Annotated in this window: 15 protein-coding genes and 2 pseudogenes; 5 read left to right on the top strand and 12 right to left on the bottom strand. The window is 62.7% G+C overall.

Features of this window, described 5'->3' with window-relative positions; all coding sequences use genetic code 11:
- Positions 1–203: pseudogene (locus JNK99_RS12625) on the bottom strand (phosphatidylethanolamine N-methyltransferase); the annotation flags it as partial.
- Positions 204–210: 7 nt separating this feature from the next.
- A complete protein-coding gene (gene apaG, locus JNK99_RS12620; protein ID WP_291853638.1) occupies positions 211–594 on the bottom strand; it encodes a Co2+/Mg2+ efflux protein ApaG in 384 nt (127 codons plus the stop codon).
- Positions 595–740: 146 nt separating this feature from the next.
- On the opposite strand from apaG, the gene rpe reads away from it, so the two are divergent.
- The 3 genes from rpe to trpE all read left to right on the top strand — a co-directional run bounded on the left by rpe (position 741) and on the right by trpE (position 3,746).
- The gene (gene rpe, locus JNK99_RS12615; protein WP_291853635.1) at positions 741–1,430 is read left to right on the top strand and encodes a ribulose-phosphate 3-epimerase; all 690 of its coding nucleotides are present in this window, start codon (positions 741–743) and stop codon (positions 1,428–1,430) included.
- Positions 1,427–2,113: a phosphoglycolate phosphatase gene (locus JNK99_RS12610; RefSeq protein WP_366518763.1), complete on the top strand. Its 687-nt coding sequence runs from the start codon at positions 1,427–1,429 to the stop codon at positions 2,111–2,113. The genes rpe and JNK99_RS12610 overlap by 4 nt, the downstream gene beginning before the upstream one ends.
- 160 nt (positions 2,114–2,273) lie before the next feature.
- Positions 2,274–3,746 (top strand): anthranilate synthase component I, encoded by a 1,473-nt coding sequence (trpE, locus tag JNK99_RS12605; protein WP_291853631.1) that lies wholly within the window; start codon positions 2,274–2,276, stop codon positions 3,744–3,746.
- A gap of 345 nt (positions 3,747–4,091) precedes the next feature.
- Here trpE and JNK99_RS12600 read toward each other — a convergent pair whose 3' ends face one another.
- From JNK99_RS12600 to JNK99_RS12555, 10 genes are all read right to left on the bottom strand, one after another.
- On the bottom strand, positions 4,092–5,513 hold the full coding sequence (locus JNK99_RS12600; RefSeq protein WP_291853629.1) for a saccharopine dehydrogenase C-terminal domain-containing protein: 1,422 nt from the start codon (positions 5,511–5,513) through the stop codon (positions 4,092–4,094).
- 183 nt (positions 5,514–5,696) lie between these two features.
- Positions 5,697–6,107: a carboxypeptidase-like regulatory domain-containing protein gene (locus JNK99_RS12595; RefSeq protein ID WP_291853626.1), complete on the bottom strand. Its 411-nt coding sequence runs from the start codon at positions 6,105–6,107 to the stop codon at positions 5,697–5,699.
- A 40-nt stretch (positions 6,108–6,147) separates the two neighbouring features.
- Positions 6,148–8,454 carry an endopeptidase La gene (gene lon, locus JNK99_RS12590; RefSeq protein ID WP_291853641.1) on the bottom strand — a complete coding sequence of 769 codons (2,307 nt, stop codon included), beginning with the start codon at positions 8,452–8,454 and terminating at the stop codon, positions 6,148–6,150.
- A 92-nt stretch (positions 8,455–8,546) separates the two neighbouring features.
- Positions 8,547–8,948, bottom strand: coding sequence for an Hsp20/alpha crystallin family protein (locus JNK99_RS12585; protein WP_291853623.1), 402 nt, complete (start codon positions 8,946–8,948; stop codon positions 8,547–8,549).
- A 228-nt stretch (positions 8,949–9,176) separates the two neighbouring features.
- A complete protein-coding gene (locus JNK99_RS12580) occupies positions 9,177–9,734 on the bottom strand; it encodes a DUF882 domain-containing protein (protein ID WP_291853620.1) in 558 nt (185 codons plus the stop codon).
- 15 nt (positions 9,735–9,749) lie between these two features.
- On the bottom strand, positions 9,750–11,396 hold the full coding sequence (locus JNK99_RS12575; protein WP_291853616.1) for a L,D-transpeptidase family protein: 1,647 nt from the start codon (positions 11,394–11,396) through the stop codon (positions 9,750–9,752).
- Positions 11,397–11,404: 8 nt separating this feature from the next.
- A complete protein-coding gene (locus tag JNK99_RS12570) occupies positions 11,405–13,606 on the bottom strand; it encodes an EAL domain-containing protein (RefSeq protein ID WP_291853613.1) in 2,202 nt (733 codons plus the stop codon).
- A 2-nt stretch (positions 13,607–13,608) separates the two neighbouring features.
- Positions 13,609–15,822 (bottom strand): HDOD domain-containing protein, encoded by a 2,214-nt coding sequence (locus JNK99_RS12565; RefSeq protein WP_291853610.1) that lies wholly within the window; start codon positions 15,820–15,822, stop codon positions 13,609–13,611.
- A gap of 78 nt (positions 15,823–15,900) precedes the next feature.
- The gene (locus JNK99_RS12560; protein WP_291853606.1) at positions 15,901–16,689 is read right to left on the bottom strand and encodes a PEP-CTERM/exosortase system-associated acyltransferase; all 789 of its coding nucleotides are present in this window, start codon (positions 16,687–16,689) and stop codon (positions 15,901–15,903) included.
- 211 nt (positions 16,690–16,900) lie between these two features.
- Entirely contained in the window at positions 16,901–17,698 is a 798-nt protein-coding gene (locus JNK99_RS12555; RefSeq protein ID WP_291853603.1) for an outer membrane lipoprotein-sorting protein, read from the bottom strand.
- Positions 17,699–17,752: 54 nt separating this feature from the next.
- Between JNK99_RS12555 and JNK99_RS12550 the strand changes: the two genes are divergently transcribed.
- Together JNK99_RS12550 and JNK99_RS12545 are read left to right on the top strand one after the other, a co-directional pair.
- A complete protein-coding gene (locus JNK99_RS12550; RefSeq protein ID WP_291853600.1) occupies positions 17,753–18,565 on the top strand; it encodes an ABC transporter ATP-binding protein in 813 nt (270 codons plus the stop codon).
- A pseudogene (locus tag JNK99_RS12545) lies at positions 18,549–19,149 on the top strand (hypothetical protein); the annotation flags it as partial. The gene JNK99_RS12550 and the pseudogene JNK99_RS12545, both read left to right, overlap by 17 nt.

Genomic DNA, 19,149 nt, shown 5'->3' with positions numbered 1-19,149 from the left:
GCGTGCGTCAGGTCGATCCCCGTGTAGCGATGCTGGCTGGGCAACAGTGGCAGGTCCAGACCGGTGCCGACGCCGCTGACGAGGACGTGTGCCGGACTGGCCGGCAGGTCCCCCACACTGCGCGCGCGCGGGGCGCGGGTCACCGCATCCAAGAGCGCATCGTAGAATGGGGCAATCAGCGTATAGCTGTGCCTGAGACTCAAGGGCGGCTCAATGCAGGACGTGCGGCACCGCCAACGTGAATGTCGGAATCTCCGCCTCGAACTGCCGCCCATCCACCGCCGTCAACTGGTAACTGCCGCGCATCGTGCCGACCGGCGTGTCGAGTTGGCACCCACTGGTATAGACGAACTTTTCCCCGGGCTGCAGAAGCGGCTGCCGGCCAACCACACCCAGACCGCGCACCTCCTGCACCTCGCCGGCGGCATCGGTGATCACCCAGTGCCGGGAAATCAGCTGTGCTGGCACGGTACCCACGTTTTCGATGGTAATCGTATACGCAAAAACGTAGTTTTCGCGTGCCGGATCCGACTGCTCGGCGATGTATTGCGGGAGCGCGCTGACCGCGATCTCGTATTTCTTGCTCTCAGCCATGTCTGCCCTGCGTCGGAACGTTGGAAATCGGCATTGCACACCAAAGTTGCGGCGCTGACAAGCCTGTTGACAAACCCGGGTTTCCCTCTGAGAAGGAGCACTATTTCGCGCTAGAATCGAGTGCAATTTCCCGAGGAGTTCCCGCCATGTACGTGCTTGCTCCCAGCATCCTTTCCGCCAATTTTGCCCGGCTTGGCGAAGAAGTCGTCAACGTCATCGCCGCTGGCGCAGACTGGATTCACTTCGACGTGATGGACAACCATTACGTCCCCAACCTGACCATCGGCCCGCTCGTCTGCGAAGCGATTCGTCCGCTGACCGAAGCGCCGATCGACGTGCATCTGATGGTCAAGCCGGTCGATCGCATCGTGCCCGATTTCGCCAGGGCTGGTGCGAATATCATCACCTTTCATCCCGAAGCATCCGAGCACGTCGACCGGACGCTGGCACTGATCCGCGAAAATGGCTGCCGGGCCGGGCTCGTTTTCAACCCGGCGACACCGCTCGATCACCTCGACTACATCATGGACAAGCTCGATCTCATCCTGCTGATGAGTGTCAACCCGGGGTTTGGCGGGCAGCAGTTCATTCCCTCGACGCTGACCAAACTGCAGGCCGTGCGTGCCCGGATAGATACCTACCAGCGCGACAGCGGACGTCGTATCCGCCTCGAGGTCGACGGCGGAGTCAAGGTCGACAACATAGCCGCCATCGCGCGCGCCGGAGCTGACGCTTTCGTTGCCGGTTCAGCGGTCTATGGTGCCGGCAGGGATAGCGACCCCAACCGTTACGACAGCATCGTCGCCGCGCTGCGCGCGCAACTGGAAAATCCATGATGGCGACACCGCTTGCCATACGTGCCGTGCTGCTCGACCTTGACGGCACGCTGCTCGATACCGTACTCGATCTGCACGCCGCGGCCAGCGCCATGCTGCGCGACCTGGGTCGCCCCGCAATCTCGGTCGAATCGATTCGCAGCTATGTCGGACGGGGCATTCCCAACCTGGTCAAACGCGTTCTCGCCGGATCAATGGCTGCCTCCGATGACGCCACACCACCGCCACCCGAGGCTCTGGCCAGCTTCAAGCTGCACTACAGCAGCGAAAATGGCCGTCATGCGGCACTGTTCCCTGGCGTCCGTGAGGGACTCGATTCGTTCAAGGACCTCAACCTGCCGCTCGGCGTAATCACCAACAAGGCCGATGCCTTCACCCTGCCACTGCTGCAGCGCACCGGGCTGTTCCCGTATTTCGACGTGATCGTCAGCGGTGACGTGCTGCCACGCCCGAAGCCTGATCCGATGCCCCTGCTGTGGGCGAGCGGCCGCCTCGCGGTCTCCCCGGTGGACGTGCTGATGATTGGCGATTCGGTGCACGACTTTCACGCCGGGAGGGCCGCTGGCTGCCATGTCTTCCTGGTACCTTACGGCTACAACGAAGGCCGTGATGTTCGTGATCTGGCCTGTGATGGTATAGTCTCGACCCTCGCCGAAGCGGCACAGCGCGTCATCCACGCATGAGGGCAATCCACCACACACTGCCCGAGCTGCTGGCCGAACGGGTCGGAGCAGGGCGCTGGCAAAGCCGGCGCCGATAAAGGCGACCTCGTCGCTGCCTGGTCGCGGGCTTGCCCCGACCGGGGATTGACCCGTTATTGCCCTGATTCCTTGTGGAGTTCCGATGACCGAAGCCTATTTCAACCGCCTGGCTGCCGAAGGCTACAACCGCATCCCGGTAACGCTCGAGACCTTCGCCGATCTTGACACCCCGCTGTCGATCTACCTCAAGCTGGCCAATGCCCCCTACAGCTACCTGCTGGAGTCGGTGCAGGGCGGCGAGCGCTTCGGCCGCTATTCGATCATCGGCCTTGCCAGTCCGACGCGCCTCGTGGTCAATGCCCATCAGGTACTGGTACTGAACGGCAATCGCATCTCCGAACGCGAGGACGATACCAACCCGCTCGATTTCATCGGCAAGTACATGAAGCGCTTTCGCGCCGCTCCGAGCACCGGGCTGCCGCGCTTCTGCGGCGGGCTGGTCGGCTGTTTCGGTTACGATACCGTGCGCTATATCGAAACCCGGCTGACGCGCTCCCAGAAAGCGGACGACCTGGGAATTCCCGACATCGTCCTGCTGCTCTCCGAGGAAATTGCGGTGGTCGATAATCTCTCGGGCAAGCTGACGCTGGTGGTCTACGCCGAGCCCGGGGTTCCCGGTGCCTATCAGAAAGCGCAAACCAGACTCCGGGAACTGCTGCTCCGGCTGCGCGAGCCGATCGGCATTCCCCCCGAGATCCCGCAATCCTCGCAGCCCGCCACGTCGATGTTCGGCGAATCGCAATTCAGGCGGGCGGTGGTCAAGGCGAAGAGCTCTATCACCGAGGGCGAGATCATGCAGGTAGTCCTCTCGCAGCGCATGAGCAAGCCGCTCGCCGCCAGCCCGATGGCCTTGTACCGCTCACTGCGTTCGCTGAATCCGTCGCCCTACATGTTCTATTTCGATTTCGAGGACTTCCACGTGGTGGGTGCCTCACCGGAGATCCTCGTTCGGCTCGAAGGCGATACGATCACCGTCAGACCGATCGCCGGCACCCGCCGGCGCGGCGTCTCGTTCGAGGAGGACCAGGTCCTCGCCAACGAGCTGCTGGCGGACGAGAAGGAGCGCGCCGAGCATCTCCAGTTGCTCGATCTCGGCCGCAACGATGCCGGTCGCGTGGCCCGCGTCGGGACGATCAGGATCACCGAAAACATGATCGTCGAACGCTACTCGCACGTAATGCACATCGTCTCGAATGTCGAGGCCCGGCTGCGACCGGGGCTGAACGCCCTGGACGTACTCAAGGCCACCTTCCCGGCCGGAACCGTCTCGGGCGCGCCGAAAGTGCGCGCCATGGAGATCATCGACGAACTCGAACCGGTCAAGCGTGGCCTCTACGCCGGTGCCGTGGGTTATCTCGGTTTCAACGGCGACATGGACCTGGCGATCGCCATTCGTACGGCCATCGTCAAGGATGGCCAGTTGCATGTACAGGCCGGTGCCGGGATCGTTGCCGATTCGGATCCGGCCTCGGAGTGGCAGGAAACGCAGAACAAGGCGCGCGCCGTGCTGCGCGCTGCCGAACTGGCGGAACACGGCCTCGACACGCGTTTCTGAGCACCGGTCGGGGGGCGATGAAGGCATCGGTGGTCTTGCCTGCCGGTTCGAACGGCACGTGCTGCTGGGTGCCCAGCAGGAAAAGCGCCGACGCCACTCAGCAGAGCCGCTCAGCGCGCCCAATGAACGCGCAAGAGGCTTGCCCGAGAAAACCACGGACAAGGACCTGCCGGCCGGCACTCTGCCGGGAAGTGAGCACTGGCCACGCACCGTGAGGGAGACCACGCTCCCTCGATGAGTTGAATCGGCAACCACGTCGACTTCGCGTGCAGCCCCCCGGCGGGTAATCGTAAGCGCGGCCGATCCGGGTCCTTTGCCTGGCCCCGACACGCCGTCGTGCCATTACTAGGTCACGCGGACGTTGCTGAACTGCCAGGCGTCCGCCTCGTCAAGCTCCTCGGGGAACAGCGAGCCACGCCCGGCCAGCGGCGTCCAGGTGGTATAGGTACCGACGACCGATCCCAGGTAGGGCACAGCGATTTCGAGCACGCGCTCGAAATCCATTTCTTCAGGCTCGATGACGCCCCGGCAGGGGTTTTCTATCGCCCAGATGACCCCGGCCAGCGCCGCCGCACATACCTGCAGGGTGGTCGCGCTATTGTGTGGTGCGAGCTGTCTGGCTTCGTCGATACTGAGCCGAGAGCCATACCAGTAAGCATTCCGCCTGTGTCCCGCGAGGAGCACGCCCAACTCATCGATTCCCCCCGGCGCGATATCGTCCATCAGGATGCGCTTCTGCTCCTGCGGCACGAAATTCCGGCCGCAGAATTCGTGCAGTGACAACAGCGCGTCGTCGCACGGGTGGTAAGCGTAGTGCACCGTCGGCCTATAGCTGGTTTCGCCGCCCTGACGAACCGTCAGGTAGTCGGCAATCGAGATTGACTCGCCGTGGGTGATGGCAAACCCGTGAAATGGCCCGGTGCCTGGCGCCCAGCTGCGCACGCGCGTCGCGCACCCGGCCTGACGCAGATAGATTGCTGCCTGCGAGCCGCTGCGATGGCGGCTGCCATCGCTGGGAAAGCAGCGCTCATGCGACCCCCAACCCAGCTCGCATGGTTGCTGCGCCTCGCTGACAAATCCATCGACCGACCAGGTGTTGACGAACTCGTTCACCTGCTTGCGTACCGGCGAGACCTGGGTATCCCGCTCGGCAATGTGAATCGTCCTTATGCCAAGGGTGCAGGCGAGATCGGCCCAGGCGAGGCGGCTGCCGGGCGACGTGACGGCCAGACCGGTATCGGTGGCGATGTTGAGCAAGGCACGCTTGACGAAATGCGACACCAGCCCGGGATTGGCACCGTGCGTCAGCACGGCGGTCGGCCAGCCTGACTGACCGTCACGCAGCGCCAGTACCTGCTCGCGCAGGACGTAGTTCGTACGTTCGGCCAGCGGGACCGTCGGATCGGCATAACCGCCCGGCCAAGGCTCGATACAGGTATCGAGATACAGTGCGCCCTTCGCCCGGGCATGGCTGATCAGCGCCCGCGAGGCGACGTCAACCGAAACATTGAGCAGAAAGTCGCCGCGACCAAGCAGCGGATCGAGGATCTGCCGGTGGTTCTCGGGCAACAGCGGCTTGCTGATCATGCGTACCCCGTACGCCGCGGCCACCTCCCGACCACTATCGTCGGCCGCAAGGATGGTGATCCTGTCTGGTGCCATCCCGATATGTCGTCGCAGCAGTGGCAGCAGTCCCTGCCCGATGCAGCCGAAACCGACGATCACGAAACGACCCGGAAAATCGATGTGAACCCGGTGCCCGACCATGCTCATTCGCCAGCGCAACGAGGCGCATCCATCATCAGTCTCTCCCCCGCCCCGGCCCGGCTGCGTGCCACGACCGGCCGGCCGCCGACCCCTCCCGCAACGCCGTCAGGCCGTGATGGCTGGGGCCAATCCGCAGTGGACCACGACACGTTCGCCGTGCGTGCCTGCCAGGCGGGAGAGCACCTACTCACTCTCCCAGTAGAAGTGCACATCCCTGCGTCCACCCGAGGTCACGTTGACCGACTTGCTGTGCAGCTTGCCGTTGAATTCGGCTTCGATACGGTACTGCCCAGTTGGTAGCCGGGCGAAAAAGAATGGTCCGCTGGAGACCGCCGCCAGCACCGTCTGCCCCGCAGCGGTACGGATGCTCACCCGGACGTCCGCCAGGTAGGCGCCGCTCCCCTGCAAGGCAAACACCAGCTCCAGGTTGTGTGTCCTGCGCAGTGTCTCGATCTCGAGCGGATCATCGTCGCCGATCCGCGCACTGGCATGCGCCACCTCGAGCATGGCTGCCCCCTCGACCGCCGGAAGACCCGGGCTGCGCAAAATAGCCGCCGCAAAAAAACACCACACCAATTTCGGAACGCCGCTCATCTCTTCTCTCCTCACGTCGGCTGACCCTTTCCGCAATCCGCTAAGCTTCGCCCTGCTGGCGCATGGCCTGACACACCGCGTCATCAACGTTCTCGAGAAAAATGAACTCGAGCCTTTCCCTTGCCTCTCGCGGTACTTCCTCAAGGTCTCTGCGGTTCCGCGCCGGCAACAGGACACGCGCAATGCCGGCCCGCATCGCGGCGAGCACCTTGTCCTTGATTCCCCCCACCGGCAGGACAAGTCCCCGCAGGCTGATTTCGCCAGTCATCGCGGTATCGTTACGCACCGGGCGGTCGACGAAAAGTGAAGCCAGCGCGACGAAGATGGCCACTCCTGCACTCGGACCATCCTTCGGAATCGCTCCCGCCGGCACATGCACATGCACATTGCTCTTCTCGAAACTGCCGGCATCGATGCCGAGACTTGCCGCGCGCGTCTTGACCAGGGTCAGCGCCGCCTGCGCCGATTCCTTCATGACATCGCCAAGCTGACCGGTAAGGATCAGCCTGCCATCACCGCCCGTGCGGCTGGCTTCAACGAACAGGATGTCGCCGCCGACCGGCGTCCACGCCAATCCGGTGGCCACACCGGCCAGACCGGTGCGCAGAGCGACTTCGTTATCGTACTTGCCCGGACCAAGGATGGCGGCCAGATCGACCTCGTCGACCTGCATCACCTGTCTGGTTCCCTCGGCAATCTCCACCGCGACACGACGGCAGACCGCGCCGATCTCCCGTTCGAGCGAACGCACGCCGGCCTCGCGCGTGTAATCGCGGATGATCGCCTGCAGCGCGGCTGACGAGAACTCGATCTGCCCATCGTGGAGACCATTCTGGCTGATCTGACGTTTGACCAGATAACGGCGCGCGATCTCCAGCTTCTCCTCCTGCGTGTAGCCGGGCAGCTGGATGATCTCCATGCGGTCACGCAGTGGTCCGGGAATGTTGTCCAGTACGTTCGCAGTGGTTATGAACAACATCCGTGACAGGTCATAGGGCAGGGCAAGATAGTTGTCGCGGAAGCTGTCGTTCTGCTCCGGATCGAGCACTTCGAGCAGTGCGGCCGAGGGGTCACCCTGGATGCTCGCGCCCAGCTTGTCGATCTCGTCGAGCATCATCACGCAGCCGCGCGATCCGGCCTTGCGAATGGCCTGGATGATGTTGCCCGGCAAAGCGCCAATGTAGGTGCGCCGGTGGCCGCGGATTTCGGCCTCGTCGTGACAACCGCCGAGCGATGCACGCACGAACTTGCGCCCCAACGCCCGCGCAATCGACTGGCCAAGCGACGTTTTGCCAACTCCCGGGGGCCCGACGAAGCACAGAATGGGCCCGTGACCACCCGGATTGAGCTTGCGTACGGCGAGGAACTCGACGATCCGCTTCTTGACCTGAGCCAGACCGAAGTGATCTGCATCCAGAATGCGACGCGCCTCGGCAATCTCGATGCGGTCCGGCTCGGGCTCCTTCCAGGGCAGTTCGACCAGCCAGTCGAGATAGGCGCGCACCATCGAGTACTCCGCCGAACCGTCCGCCATCCGTTCCAGTCGCTTGAGTTCCTTGTTGGCCTGCGCCGCTACCTCGTCAGGCATCTGTGCATCGGCGATTGCCTTGCGCAACGCCTCGACCTCGATGCTGTTGCCGGCTTCCCCCTCCCCCAGTTCCTTCTGGATCGACTTCATCTGCTCGCGCAGGAGGTATTCGCGCTGGCGGTGATCGATGCTCGCCTTGGTACGCTCGTCGAGTTCGCGCGACAAGCGCAGCACCTCGAGTCGGCCCAGCAGGCAATCGAGTACGAAATCGAGTCGCCGGGTCAGGTCGACGGTTTCGAGCACCCGCTGCCGGTCGGGCAGCTTGAGTTCGCTGACACTGGCCACGAGATCGGCCAACGCCCCCGCCTGGGCGATGCTCTTGACCGCGCCGACCAGTTCCTGCGAGGTCTGCGGCAGATACTGCAGAACCTCGAGGGCACGCTCGCGGAGCTGGATCATGCGTGCTTCGATCTGGCTGTCGGCAAGCTCCGGTTCATCGATCCGGCCGATGCGCGCCACCGGGAACGGATAACCCGTCAGGTACTCGGCCACGCGAAAGCGCTGCAATCCCTGGCAGACAATGACATGCGTGTTGTCCGGCATGGTCACGTAACGCAGAATGTTGGCCACCGTACCAACCAGACACAGATCATCCGGACCCGGCACCTCGACTTCGGCGTCGCGTTGCAGGAGGATGCCCACCGGCCGTTCGGTCTTCACCGCCTGTTGCGCTGCGAGTATCGACTGCTCGCGACCAATGGTCAGCGGCAGAATCATCCCCGGAAACAGCACGACGTTGCGGATCGGTACGATGACCATCGCGTCGTCGGGGATCACGAAGATGCCACTGCTACCCCCACGCCCCTCGCGAGGCAATTCGCTCCGATCGCTTCGCATGCTTCCCTCTTTGTCTACAAGTGACGCAGGACCAGCACCAGACAGCCGTTCTCGATCAACTGCTGGGTCACACGATAGTTTCCGGGCGGCAGGGCGATGCGGCGCTCGAACCGTCCATAGGGAATCTCCAGGCGGTGAATGGCGGCCCGGTGCAGTGCTGGCGGCATCGGCCTTTCACCACGTACGAGCAAGTCGCCCTGATCGAGGACGACCTCGATCTGTCCGGCGCTCACGCCGGGCAGAGCGACCAGCAGGCTGACCTCGTCAGCATGCTGGTAGAGATCGACCGCCGGCTCCCAACAGGGAACCGACTGCGGAGTATCCAGGGTAAAGAAACGGCGCTGCAGTTGCTCTGCTCCCTGCAGAAGATCCAGCGCTTCAGCCCACATCCAGAAGCTTCGGTCACGTGATCGCATCGGCGACATCCTTTGCTACGTCCGCATCGGTCTTGGTCCAGGCCCTTAAGTATAGGCGCTGCGCAACCCTGGACGACGATTCCTGCCGCGCACCGGTAACTGTCGTTGCAGCTGCTGTCAGCCGTCGACGGTCGAGCCGCGCGCGTCCGTTCGGTCAGCCGATTCTATCCTGCGGCGAAGAATCTCGGCATCATGTGGACAGTCCGGATCCGGACCAGCCAGGCCAAGCTACCAGGAGCGCACTCGCCCAGTGTCGACATGAACGAAGTCGGAAACCGCGTAGAAACCGACGCCGCCTGCACTGAGCGACATTGCCGCATCACGCAGGTCGGCCAGAGAAACGCCGCCGAGGCGGATATCGATCGCCTTGCCCTCCATGTGCAGACTTTGCTTCGCCACGCCAGCGCCGCGACGTCCGCGCAGCTTGTTGTTGGTAGCGGCGCAGCGATAAGCGGAGATCACCTGGAAGGCTTGCTCGCAGCCGAGTTCCTGCCGAATCGTGAAAAGCAGATCGAAGAGTTGCGGGTCGATGTTGCCGACTTCACCGGAGTAATGATCACGCAGGAAAAGGTTGAGTCGGGCCAGCGCGGCCGGGATGTAGCGATCGCCGACCGCAAAAACGAGGGACAGACGTTCACCGGTATGCGTGTGATCGAAAGCGAGGTGGCGGCTGTTCGGCAGGGATGCCAGTGCCGGTGTGCCGCTCGCTAGGCCGGTACTGGCGACGATCAGCCGGACAGCGTTCCCGAGGAAAAGCCGGCGCGAGTTCTGTTCTGGCTGCAGCATTACTTGGGGTCCATCTCAACGCGGAGCCGGCGATTGTGCCGCAAGTTCGCCCGCCTGGGAAGCCTCGGCCTGGACGCTTTGCGAACGCTTGCCAAGTGCCTGCTCAAGCGGCTTGTCCAGAGCATAAATATCCGGCAGGAAGTGGACGCGCCCGGCGCGGACGACCGCCGTATGGTAGGCAATGATCACCGGCAATTCTTCCTGCAGGCGAATGGTGGTCGACTTCCCCTTGCGCATCGCCTGAACGATCCGCTCCTCGGTCCACTCGGGCTCACCTGCAAGGACGAACCTGGCCAGCGCTACCGGCTCCTCGACTCGAATACAGCCGTGGCTGAAGTCGCGCCGGGCACGCCTGAAGAGCTGGGGTGTCGGCGTGTGATGAAGGTAGATATTGTCCTGGTTGGGAAAAACGAACTTGATGTCGCCCAGGGCGTTGCCAGCCCCGGGGCGCTGGCGAATCCGCAACTGGCCACGCTGCACGGCATCGAGGCCTTCTTCCGAAAAGCCGTTGATGACCCGGCCGTCGCCAGCGACGAATTCAAACCCCTGACGGTCGAAGTAGCCCGGGTCGCGCCGCAACCTGGGCAGCGTCTCGCCTCTGGCAATCGATGGCGGAACGTTCCAGTAGGGGCTGAACTCGATGAAGCGCATTTCGGCGTCAAAGAGTGGCGTCTGAGTCTTGCCCGCAGTGCCGACAATCACCTTCATGGCGATCTTGCTATCAACCTTGTCGCCGCGCACTTCGTAGGTGTCGAGCATGAACTCCGGAAGATTGACGACGATCAGGCGCTGCCCCTCCGGCATGGGCGTCCAGCGCAGGCGCTCCAGCGCCAGCTCGAGCTGGCGGACACGTGCTGCCGGCGGGATGTTGAGCAGGTCGAAGGTCGCCTTGCCGATGACGCCGTCCGGCGTCTCGGCATGCCGCAACTGAAATGACCGGACGGCCTCGACCAACGGGGCGGTGTAACGCTGTGCAGTGGCGCTGCCTGGCGGCAGATCGCCGAGCAACTCCAACCTGTGCTGAAGCAGCGCAAGGCCGGTGTATTGTTCCCCGGGACCGAGTTTGCCACCCGGCAGCGCTGGCAGGCTCTTCAGCCAAGCAGCATCGTCGGCCAGCTCACGGTAGCGGGCAAGTGCCTGCCGCAAGCTGGCGTACTGCGGCCAGCGTGGGGCCACGCTGGCCGCAGCCTCAGGCAGACGTTCCTCGGCAACAGCCGACCGGAGCAGGGCATCGACATCGAATCGCCCGTTGCTGGCCCGGCGGTAGCCGGCTCCTAGCCGACGCGGATCGACTCGCCCGAAATGCAGGTCGGCAAGATAGCGGCGCACCGCCGCGGTCAAGGCTGCACTCAGCCGATCTGTCCGTTCGTCGTTTGATGATTGGCTGTCGTTACTGCCGGCGGCTTCGCGCAACCATTCGGCCCGGTAATCGCTTGCGTCCAGGCCGTCTGCCGCAGCTTGCGCGAGAAGATCGATAGCCTGCTGCACGGCAGGCGTCGCGCCACCCTGGCCAAACCATTCCACCTGATCGACAGCCGACACAGTGGTGCAACCCACGGTCAACACCACGGCCCGCCAGATGACCGAAACATAGTGGCGGCGGGGCGAGGCAGGCTTGACCATGGCCGACGGCGAGTGACCCGGCAGGACGCAGCGAGGCACCGGATATCCTAGCGAGCGCGCAGCGCGTCAGCTACCGGGAAACCCCCGGTCGAGATCTGCGTTGCGAACCGCGCTGCGCTGAGTGGCCGACTGAACAGAAATCCTTGCATGTCGTCACAGCCCAGGTAACTCAGCATCTGCCGCTGTACCTCGTTCTCCACGCCCTCGGCCAGAATGTGCAGACCAAAGCTGCGCGCAATACAGGCGATGGCGTGAATGATCGAAGTGGAGCTCGCGTTGTTCGGGTTCAGGTCGCGCACGAACGACTGGTCGATCTTGATGCTGCTGACGGGAAAGCGGCGCAGGTAATTGAGTGACGAGTAGCGAGTGCCGAAATCGTCGATCGAAACCCCCAGGCCACTGCTGCGCAGTTGCTTGACCATATTGATGTTTCTCTCGGCGTCTTTCATCAGCAGGTTTTCGGTAATTTCGATGTCGATCGCCTCGGCCGGCAGTGCGTATGCGGCAAGACGCTGCAGGAGACGTTCGAGCAAGTCATTACATTCGAATTCCTTCGGCGACAGGTTGATCGCCAGCTTCAGGCCGTTCAATCCCTGGTTGCGCCAGGTGGCGAGCTGGCAAAACGCCTGGTCGACCACCCACTCACCCAGGGCGAGGATCATTCCCGTCTCTTCGGCCAAGGGGATGAAGAGGTCCGGTGTCATCAAGCCATGTCGCGGATGGTGCCAGCGAATCAGAGCCTCGACACCAATCGTCCGCTGCTGGCTGAAGCTGACCTGCGGCTGATAATGAAGCTCGAACTGATCACCGCTCTCGAGAGCATGACGCAGATCGCCTTCCAGCGTCAGCCGCATGCTGTGACCACTATGCATTTCCGGTGTGTATTGCAGATAGCCGTTCTTGCCGTGCCCCTTGATCTGGTACATCGCAATGTCGGCATTGCGCAGAAGGACATCCGGGGTGCCGCCGTTGTCCGGGTAGAGCGCTATTCCGATGCTGACCGTGGTGAAGAAGTCCAGACCGGCGACCTTGAATGGCCGCTTGAGTTCGGCCAGCATCTTGGCGGCAATCACCGCAGCATCGTCGCCGCTACCCAGCTCCGGCAACATGACGGTAAACTCGTCACCACCCTGGCGCGCCAGGGTATCGCCAGAGCGCAGGCAACTGAGCGCGCGCTGCGCAAAGCACTTGAGCAACTCGTCGCCCTCGTGGTGACCGTAAGTGTCATTGACCATCTTGAAGCGATCAATGTCGATGAACATCACCCCTACCCGCTTTTTCTTCCTGCTCGCCTGTTTCAGCGCCACGCCCAGACGGTCCTTGAAGAGGACACGGTTGGGGAGGCCGGTCAGGAGATCGTGAAACGCCTGAAACGCAATGGTTTCCTCGGCTTTCTTGCGATCCGTGATGTCCCGCGCAACGCCCGAAGTGCCCATGAAGTGCAGGTTGGCCGGACCTTCCGCCGCGGCGTAAATACCCTGGGAACTGAGAATGGTGACTATCGTGCGGTTCTCGAAGTGGCGTACCCGCTGCGTCTTCGTCTGCAGCCGGATTTCCACGTTGGTGCTGGCGCGATCCCCGATGCGACGCTCATTGAAAGCATAGCGTGCATGTTCCAGGTCATCCGGATGAACGATCACCGAGTAATGCTTACCGAGGAGTTCATCGCGCGAGTAGCCCAGCAGGGCCTGGACGCGACCGTTGAGAAAAATGAAACAACCGTTCCTGTCCAGCGTATAGATGATGTCCGGTGATTGTTCGACGAGAAAACGGTGCAGGCGCTCGGAATGCTCGAGGCGCACCGTCATCAGGGCGTGCTCGCGCTCGAGGCGACGCCGACGCAGCACACGGTCCACGGTATCGACCAGCTCCTGCGGATCACCATGCTTGCGAATGAACTCGAAGGCACCATGACGCAGGGCGCGGATCGCCGAGTCGATTGACTCGTCGCCACTGAAAACGACCACTGCCGTGGGCACGTGCTTCTCGACCATCCATTGCATGATTTCAAGGCCATTGGTATCGGGCAGATTGAGATCAAGGATCAGCACGTCGATGTCGCGTCGTTCGAGGCGACGCTGCGCTTCCCGGCCGTTACCGCAGCCCTCGATCCGGCGCCCTTCGCCAGCCAGCAACTGCCGGTAAGCAACCCTGATGCGCTCCTCGTCGTCGACGATCAGGATGCTGCTGACACCCTCCTGGATGTCTGGAATCTGCGGCGAAAAGTCGACGTTGGGGATGGCTTTCATCGTTACTCCTGACGGATGTCCGGCGACGAGATGGTCTTCTGACGTGATTTGCCGGTCTTGCTGCTGGCCACCTCTGCTTCACCCCCGGTTGGCAAGAGAAGGGAAATCATCGTTCCGACAACCTGGCTGCTGCGGCAGGTAATCTGAATTCCGAGGCGCTGCGCCAGCGCGCCGACGATCGACAGGCCAATCCCGCGACCTCCCCCGAGGCGCTCGGCAGCCGGGCGATAGAGGGCGCTGATCGCCGCTTCGCTCATGCCTGGACCATTGTCTTCGATGCGCAGCTCGACGAAACGGTGCCCCTGGTGCAGGATTTGGTCAGTGAGAGAAAGCCTCAGGCGTTGTCCGGGCGACAGGGCTTCGGAAGCGTTCTTCAGGAGGTTCAGCAGGATCTGCTTGATGCTGTCACGATCACAGTCAACGTGCAGGGTTTGCGGCGCCAGAAGCGTTTCGACGACGAGGCCTCGCGCATCGAACAGCGGTTCGCGGTAAAGCAGCAGCAGTTCGCGAATCAGGTCGCCGACATCTACCCTTCTTTCCGCAGTCGGCGTTGCCGGGAACTCGCTCATGCGCCGCACGATGCTCGATACGCGCTCTATTTCCTCGGTCAGGATCTTCAGTTCGTGGCGCACGCCGACTTCCGCCGGGATCTTGCCGTCCAGTATTCGGAGGTAGCCCTTGATGATCGTCAGCGGGTTGCCCGCTTCATGGACCATACGCCGCGACTGGCGAGCGAAGCGCACTGATGCTTCCTCTTGCACCTGCCGCCGCAGGTCGCGGGCCTGATACCAGTTGTCGAGGCTGATGCCGGCGATTCGTCCGAAGTTGGCCAGGCAGGGCAGGCGACGAGCGAGCACTGCATGCTGGTCACCACTCAGACCGGCGACCAGTACACCGACCGTTCTCGCGTGACCCACCAGCGGAACGCAGAGCAGCCCATTGCTCGCCAGTGCTCTGGCAAACTGCAGGTCGAGCAGCGAGTTCGGCAGCGGTACATCGCGATCGTAGGACGAGCGGATCTGGTTGCTCAGCAGCGCAACCGCAGCGAGGCTGCGCTGTCCTTCGGGAAGAAAGCGGACCTGACCAAAAACTGCCGCCTGCCCGGCAATACCCTGGCCGGTCAGCTTGCCGTCCGCCGGGTCACAGAGCAGGAATGCGAGGTGACTCAGATCAAACAGAATGCGCGCCGACTCACGTAGGGCAAGACAGACCTCGGCGTCGGTCTCGAGGGCAAAGAGATCATCCTGCAGTGGTTGCAACAGTGCCTTGTTGCCAATCAGACTGGCGATCTGACCTTGCGTATCCGGTTCGCTGCGCCTTCTGACACCGAGTACGTGCGGCAAACCGATCGCCTTGCCACGCTCGGTGCCGGCGGGCGTGGCAATGCCTATGGCGTCGGCAACCATCGACGTGCGTTGCACCGCCTGAGCGCAGAGCGCGGCCAGGCGACTGCCGCTGCCCTGGCCAAACAGATGATCGGCCAGTTGCCGAAGGCTGTCGGACACCTCCTCGCAACCCGCCAGCGCGTGCGCCAGCCAGACCACTTGTACCAGTGGTGCCGCGGTTACCATCTGCTCGGCCGGTAGATGATGAAAGAGAATCCCGTCGGCGAAGGAAGAGTCGAGATGCCACTGGTCCGCCAGCCAGGTACCGATCTCGCCATGGTGGACACCCAGCTTTTCCACTTCCATCGCCGACAAGGCGGCTTCGCTGTCGCAGGCAGCGAGCAGTTGGGCGTAGGACTCGCCGAGTGCGGAGAGCATGATCAGCTCGCCCACGTCGTGCAACAGTCCGGCCAGATAGGCTTCGTCGACACGCGGATAGTCGATTGCCGTGGCAAGTCCGCGCGACAGTTCGGCGACCAGCAGCGAATGGGTCCAGAAGTCCGCCAGGTCGACCGCCGGTTTCGCGGAGCGCTCGTCAAACAGACTCTGCACCGACAGGCAGGTGGCGATCGAGCGAACCAATCGGGTACCAAGGGAGATCAGGCAGCCCTCGATGCTGCGCAACTGATTGCCGCGCCGGATGGCCGTCGAGTTGGCGGCGGTCAGAACCCGCGTGCACAACCCAGGGTCCTGCTCGACCAGGCGGGCGAGTTCGCCCATGGTCGTGCAGTCATCATCGACCAACTGCAGCAGGCGTAGCAGAATCTGCGGCGGCGACGGCGCGCGCCCAGCCTCCATGGCATGCCGGATCGGTTCCGGCAGTCTATACATCGTCTTGTCGGCAAGGGCCTGAGCCGGCCCTTGCCGCGGCGGGTGGGTAGGATTGGGTGGCCATCGTACCCGGTACAGCTAGCCAAGTGGGGCGTGTCTGGCGCGAATCGCGTTCTGCCCGGCTGCCCGGATGCCCTCCCCGACTTCACGCGAGATCACCTCGAAGAGCGCCCGCGCCAGGAAGCTCATGCCTTCGATGATCTCGTCTACCGACATGATCCAGGGAATCCGGATACCACGATGTTCCACCCCCTCGCCAATCTGTCGCAGATTGACGCCAAGCCGGACAAGATTCATCGCCAGCTTGTGCTCGGTCAGCGCAAAGAGGGTGGTGATGCCATAGTGGCGAGCCAGCGCAATCAGGCCCATATAGACGGCAAGTGCCAGATAGGGCTGGCGTGGTCGTGTAGCGGTGCCGAAATCCTCTTCCGAGAAGGAAATCGGCTTGTCCTGCTCGCCTTTCCGGCGCCGGTAGTTGCCGACCACGGCCAGACGCGAGAACTCGGCTATCCGGCTGCGGTCAAGGGCCATCGAATCAATGATCGATCGGTCGATGCTGGCTGCGCAGGTGATCTCGATCGGCAGCGGGGCCTGCGGTTTTCCCGGATCGACCAGTACCAGGCGAGCACAGCCAGCATATTGTCCGCTAGAGACCGATTGCACCAGGCAGTGCAAGGAGCGTTCGTCAAACTGGTCGGCTTCAAGACCATCGGCGCGCGCTTGCTCGAAACCCAGTTCCCGGCAGTACACCTCGTGCCGGATGCGATAGTTTTCGGCCCGCAGCTCGTCGGTCAGCGCAGGCACCACCTTGAAGAACCGGCGATAACCCTGGCTGATCGTCAGTTCCGTCAGATTCGAAAGAAACATCCACCTCCCAATTCAAGCACCTGCCCACTGACCCTGGCCAGCGCAAAGATGAGCATAGTACTACGAACTTGGGCCCGCATTCTGGCCGGGTGGGGTCAGTGCGTCCGGTTGGTCGACATGGGCGCGTGGCCAGCAGCATTCCGTTGCCTTGAGCAGCGCCGCCGGCAACGTGGTGGGTCAGCCGGAACTCTTCCGGCCCATTCGGCCTTACTTACTCCAGCTTCTTCAGGTAGTCCTTGGTAAAGATCTTGTCCGGCAGATCGCGCAGCTTCATGCCGGCGTACTCGAGCACGGACTGTTCGCCACCGCGCAGGGCGTCTTCCATGACCAGCCTGGTCGGCCGCTTGCGGCCCTCCATGGTCTTGAAGTTCTCGTAGCGACAGGTCTTCAGCAGCCGGTTGGAGAGCGAGTAGAACTCGGCCTTGTGCGGCCAGTAGTCCTTCTCGCGAACCCAGTAGACCACCCGCTGATAGGTCACGCCACGGTCTGCACCGGTCAGTTCGAGCACGTAATGCTCGTCGTTGCCCACCTTTTCCGTGCGCAGCAGCCTTGGATTGTAGTCACCGGCGAAGTTGGCGCGCGCCAGATCGCCGTTGGCAACCTGACCGGTCAGCCGCTGCGACAGCGCCAGGCGAATGGGTTGCGAGACATCGGGCATGAAGACCCACAGGTCACGGCCCTTCATGAGCAGAATCTGGCCGCGCTCGGAGGCCGGTTCGGTCACCATCACGACGCTGTTGGTGTTGCCCTTGGAAAGGACACGGTACTTGCGCACATCGGCGCCCTGATCGCTGTCGATGGTGGTGATCGTGACGTCCACCTGAAAGCCATCGGCCGGAAAACGAACCTGGTCCGCCTTCTCGACGATCATGCGGGCCTCGGCATCGTCGCCAGACGCTGGCTGGATGGCTTCTGCCGCCCGACCGGGTGCAGCGCCGGCCAGCATCGCCGCGGTCAGAACAACCAGGGCACAGTTGACACCACAATGACGGATGGTCATGATTTCCATAGTTTTAACCCCAATGTGCTGACCGTAGACGCGGTTGGCAGGAAACGCCACCGCATGAAGGTTGTCCGCATAGAACACGTATACAAGGATTATCTGCTTGGCGAACAGAAAGTCCAAGCCCTGAAGGATATTACCTTGTCCTTCGATCCCGGGGTTTTTCTGGCGATCGCCGGACCGTCGGGCAGTGGCAAGACCACCTTGCTGAATCTGATCGGCTGCATTGACACGCCAACCAGCGGCAAGATCTATATCAACGACCAGGATGTCAGCGGACGGACGCCCGACCAGCTGGCCGACCTGCGCGCGCGAACCATCGGCTTCATCTTCCAGACGTTCAATCTGTTGCCCGTGCTCTCGGCCGCCGAAAACGTCGAATATCCGCTGCTTCACCGCAAGGATCTGTCGCGTGAAGAGCGGCAGCGACGCGTCGCATACTTCCTCGATATCGTCGGCCTTGCGAAATACGCCGACCATCGGCCGAATCAGTTGAGTGGCGGCCAACGTCAGCGCGTGGCGATCGCCAGAGCGCTGGCGATTCGCCCGGCGATCGTCCTGGCGGACGAACCAACGGCCAACCTCGACCACCGGACGGGCGAGGAAATTCTTCTCCTGATGAAGCGAATCAACCGGAAATTCAAGACCACCTTCATCTTCTCCACCCACGACAAGCGGGTGATTGCCAAGGCTGATCGCCTGGTTCGTGTCGAGGACGGCGAGATTGCCCTGCTTGGTATGCGCACGCACACCCGGTGGTCGGTCGCCCGCCATCGGCCGGCGGAAGGCAGCAGCAGTGACAACGAGGCGCCCAGCCAGAACTCGACGGAGTCGGCTGCGGCCGAGGAAACCAACGATGCAGATCAGAACTAGCCCGTCCACCCTCTGTCTCGCACTACTGCTTGCCGGCTTGCCGATACCCTCCGCACAAGCGGCCGACACACTGCCGAAGAGCAGGGATGCCCTGTTCGCCGATGACGAGCCAGTCGCGCCAAGGCAGTCCGGCAGCCGGGAAGCCCTGTTCGCCGATGATCCGCCAGACGCAGCAGAGCTGCCGGCCAGTCGCGAGTCCCTGTTCGGAGAAAAGGACCCGCCACCACCACTCACCGCGCCCGCCAGCGAGTCGTCTCCCCCCTCGGCAACCACGGTCAAGGGCTTTGTCGAGAACGTGATGGCCTATGCCTGGCCGAAGCCGTCACACTGGTCGGAAATGATGACCCACCTCGACGTCAGCGCACAAGGCAGCATCAGCAGCAACATCAAATGGAAGCTGGGTGCGCGGATCGACTACGACGCAGTCTATTCGCTGACCGATTTCTATCCACAGGCGGTCGAGAACAATCAGCGCTTCAACTTCCTGCTGCGCGAGAACTATCTCGATATTGGCGCCGGCAACTGGGATTTCCGGCTCGGGCGACAGCAAGTCATCTGGGGCGAAATGGTCGGCCTGTTTTTTG

The organism is Accumulibacter sp. (assembly GCF_016789985.1).
Classification (GTDB): Bacteria; Pseudomonadota; Gammaproteobacteria; order Burkholderiales; family Rhodocyclaceae; genus Accumulibacter.
The sequence above is the reverse complement of the archived record's forward strand: the minus strand, read 5'-3'. Positions and strand labels throughout refer to the sequence as shown.

Excerpts from the sequence above, each read along its gene's own strand:
- apaG (WP_291853638.1), bottom strand. The coding sequence starts at position 594 with ATGGCTGAGAGCAAGAAATACGAGATCGCGGTCAGCGCGCTCCCGCAA.
- rpe (WP_291853635.1), top strand. The coding sequence starts at position 741 with ATGTACGTGCTTGCTCCCAGCATCCTTTCCGCCAATTTTGCCCGGCTT.
- JNK99_RS12610 (WP_366518763.1), top strand. The coding sequence starts at position 1,427 with ATGATGGCGACACCGCTTGCCATACGTGCCGTGCTGCTCGACCTTGAC.
- trpE (WP_291853631.1), top strand. The coding sequence starts at position 2,274 with ATGACCGAAGCCTATTTCAACCGCCTGGCTGCCGAAGGCTACAACCGC.
- JNK99_RS12600 (WP_291853629.1), bottom strand. The coding sequence starts at position 5,513 with ATGGTCGGGCACCGGGTTCACATCGATTTTCCGGGTCGTTTCGTGATC.
- JNK99_RS12595 (WP_291853626.1), bottom strand. The coding sequence starts at position 6,107 with ATGAGCGGCGTTCCGAAATTGGTGTGGTGTTTTTTTGCGGCGGCTATT.
- lon (WP_291853641.1), bottom strand. The coding sequence starts at position 8,454 with ATGGTCATCGTACCGATCCGCAACGTCGTGCTGTTTCCGGGGATGATT.
- JNK99_RS12585 (WP_291853623.1), bottom strand. The coding sequence starts at position 8,948 with ATGCGATCACGTGACCGAAGCTTCTGGATGTGGGCTGAAGCGCTGGAT.
- JNK99_RS12580 (WP_291853620.1), bottom strand. The coding sequence starts at position 9,734 with ATGCTGCAGCCAGAACAGAACTCGCGCCGGCTTTTCCTCGGGAACGCT.
- JNK99_RS12570 (WP_291853613.1), bottom strand. The coding sequence starts at position 13,606 with ATGAAAGCCATCCCCAACGTCGACTTTTCGCCGCAGATTCCAGACATC.
- JNK99_RS12565 (WP_291853610.1), bottom strand. The coding sequence starts at position 15,822 with ATGTATAGACTGCCGGAACCGATCCGGCATGCCATGGAGGCTGGGCGC.
- JNK99_RS12560 (WP_291853606.1), bottom strand. The coding sequence starts at position 16,689 with ATGTTTCTTTCGAATCTGACGGAACTGACGATCAGCCAGGGTTATCGC.
- JNK99_RS12555 (WP_291853603.1), bottom strand. The coding sequence starts at position 17,698 with ATGGAAATCATGACCATCCGTCATTGTGGTGTCAACTGTGCCCTGGTT.
- JNK99_RS12550 (WP_291853600.1), top strand. The coding sequence starts at position 17,753 with ATGAAGGTTGTCCGCATAGAACACGTATACAAGGATTATCTGCTTGGC.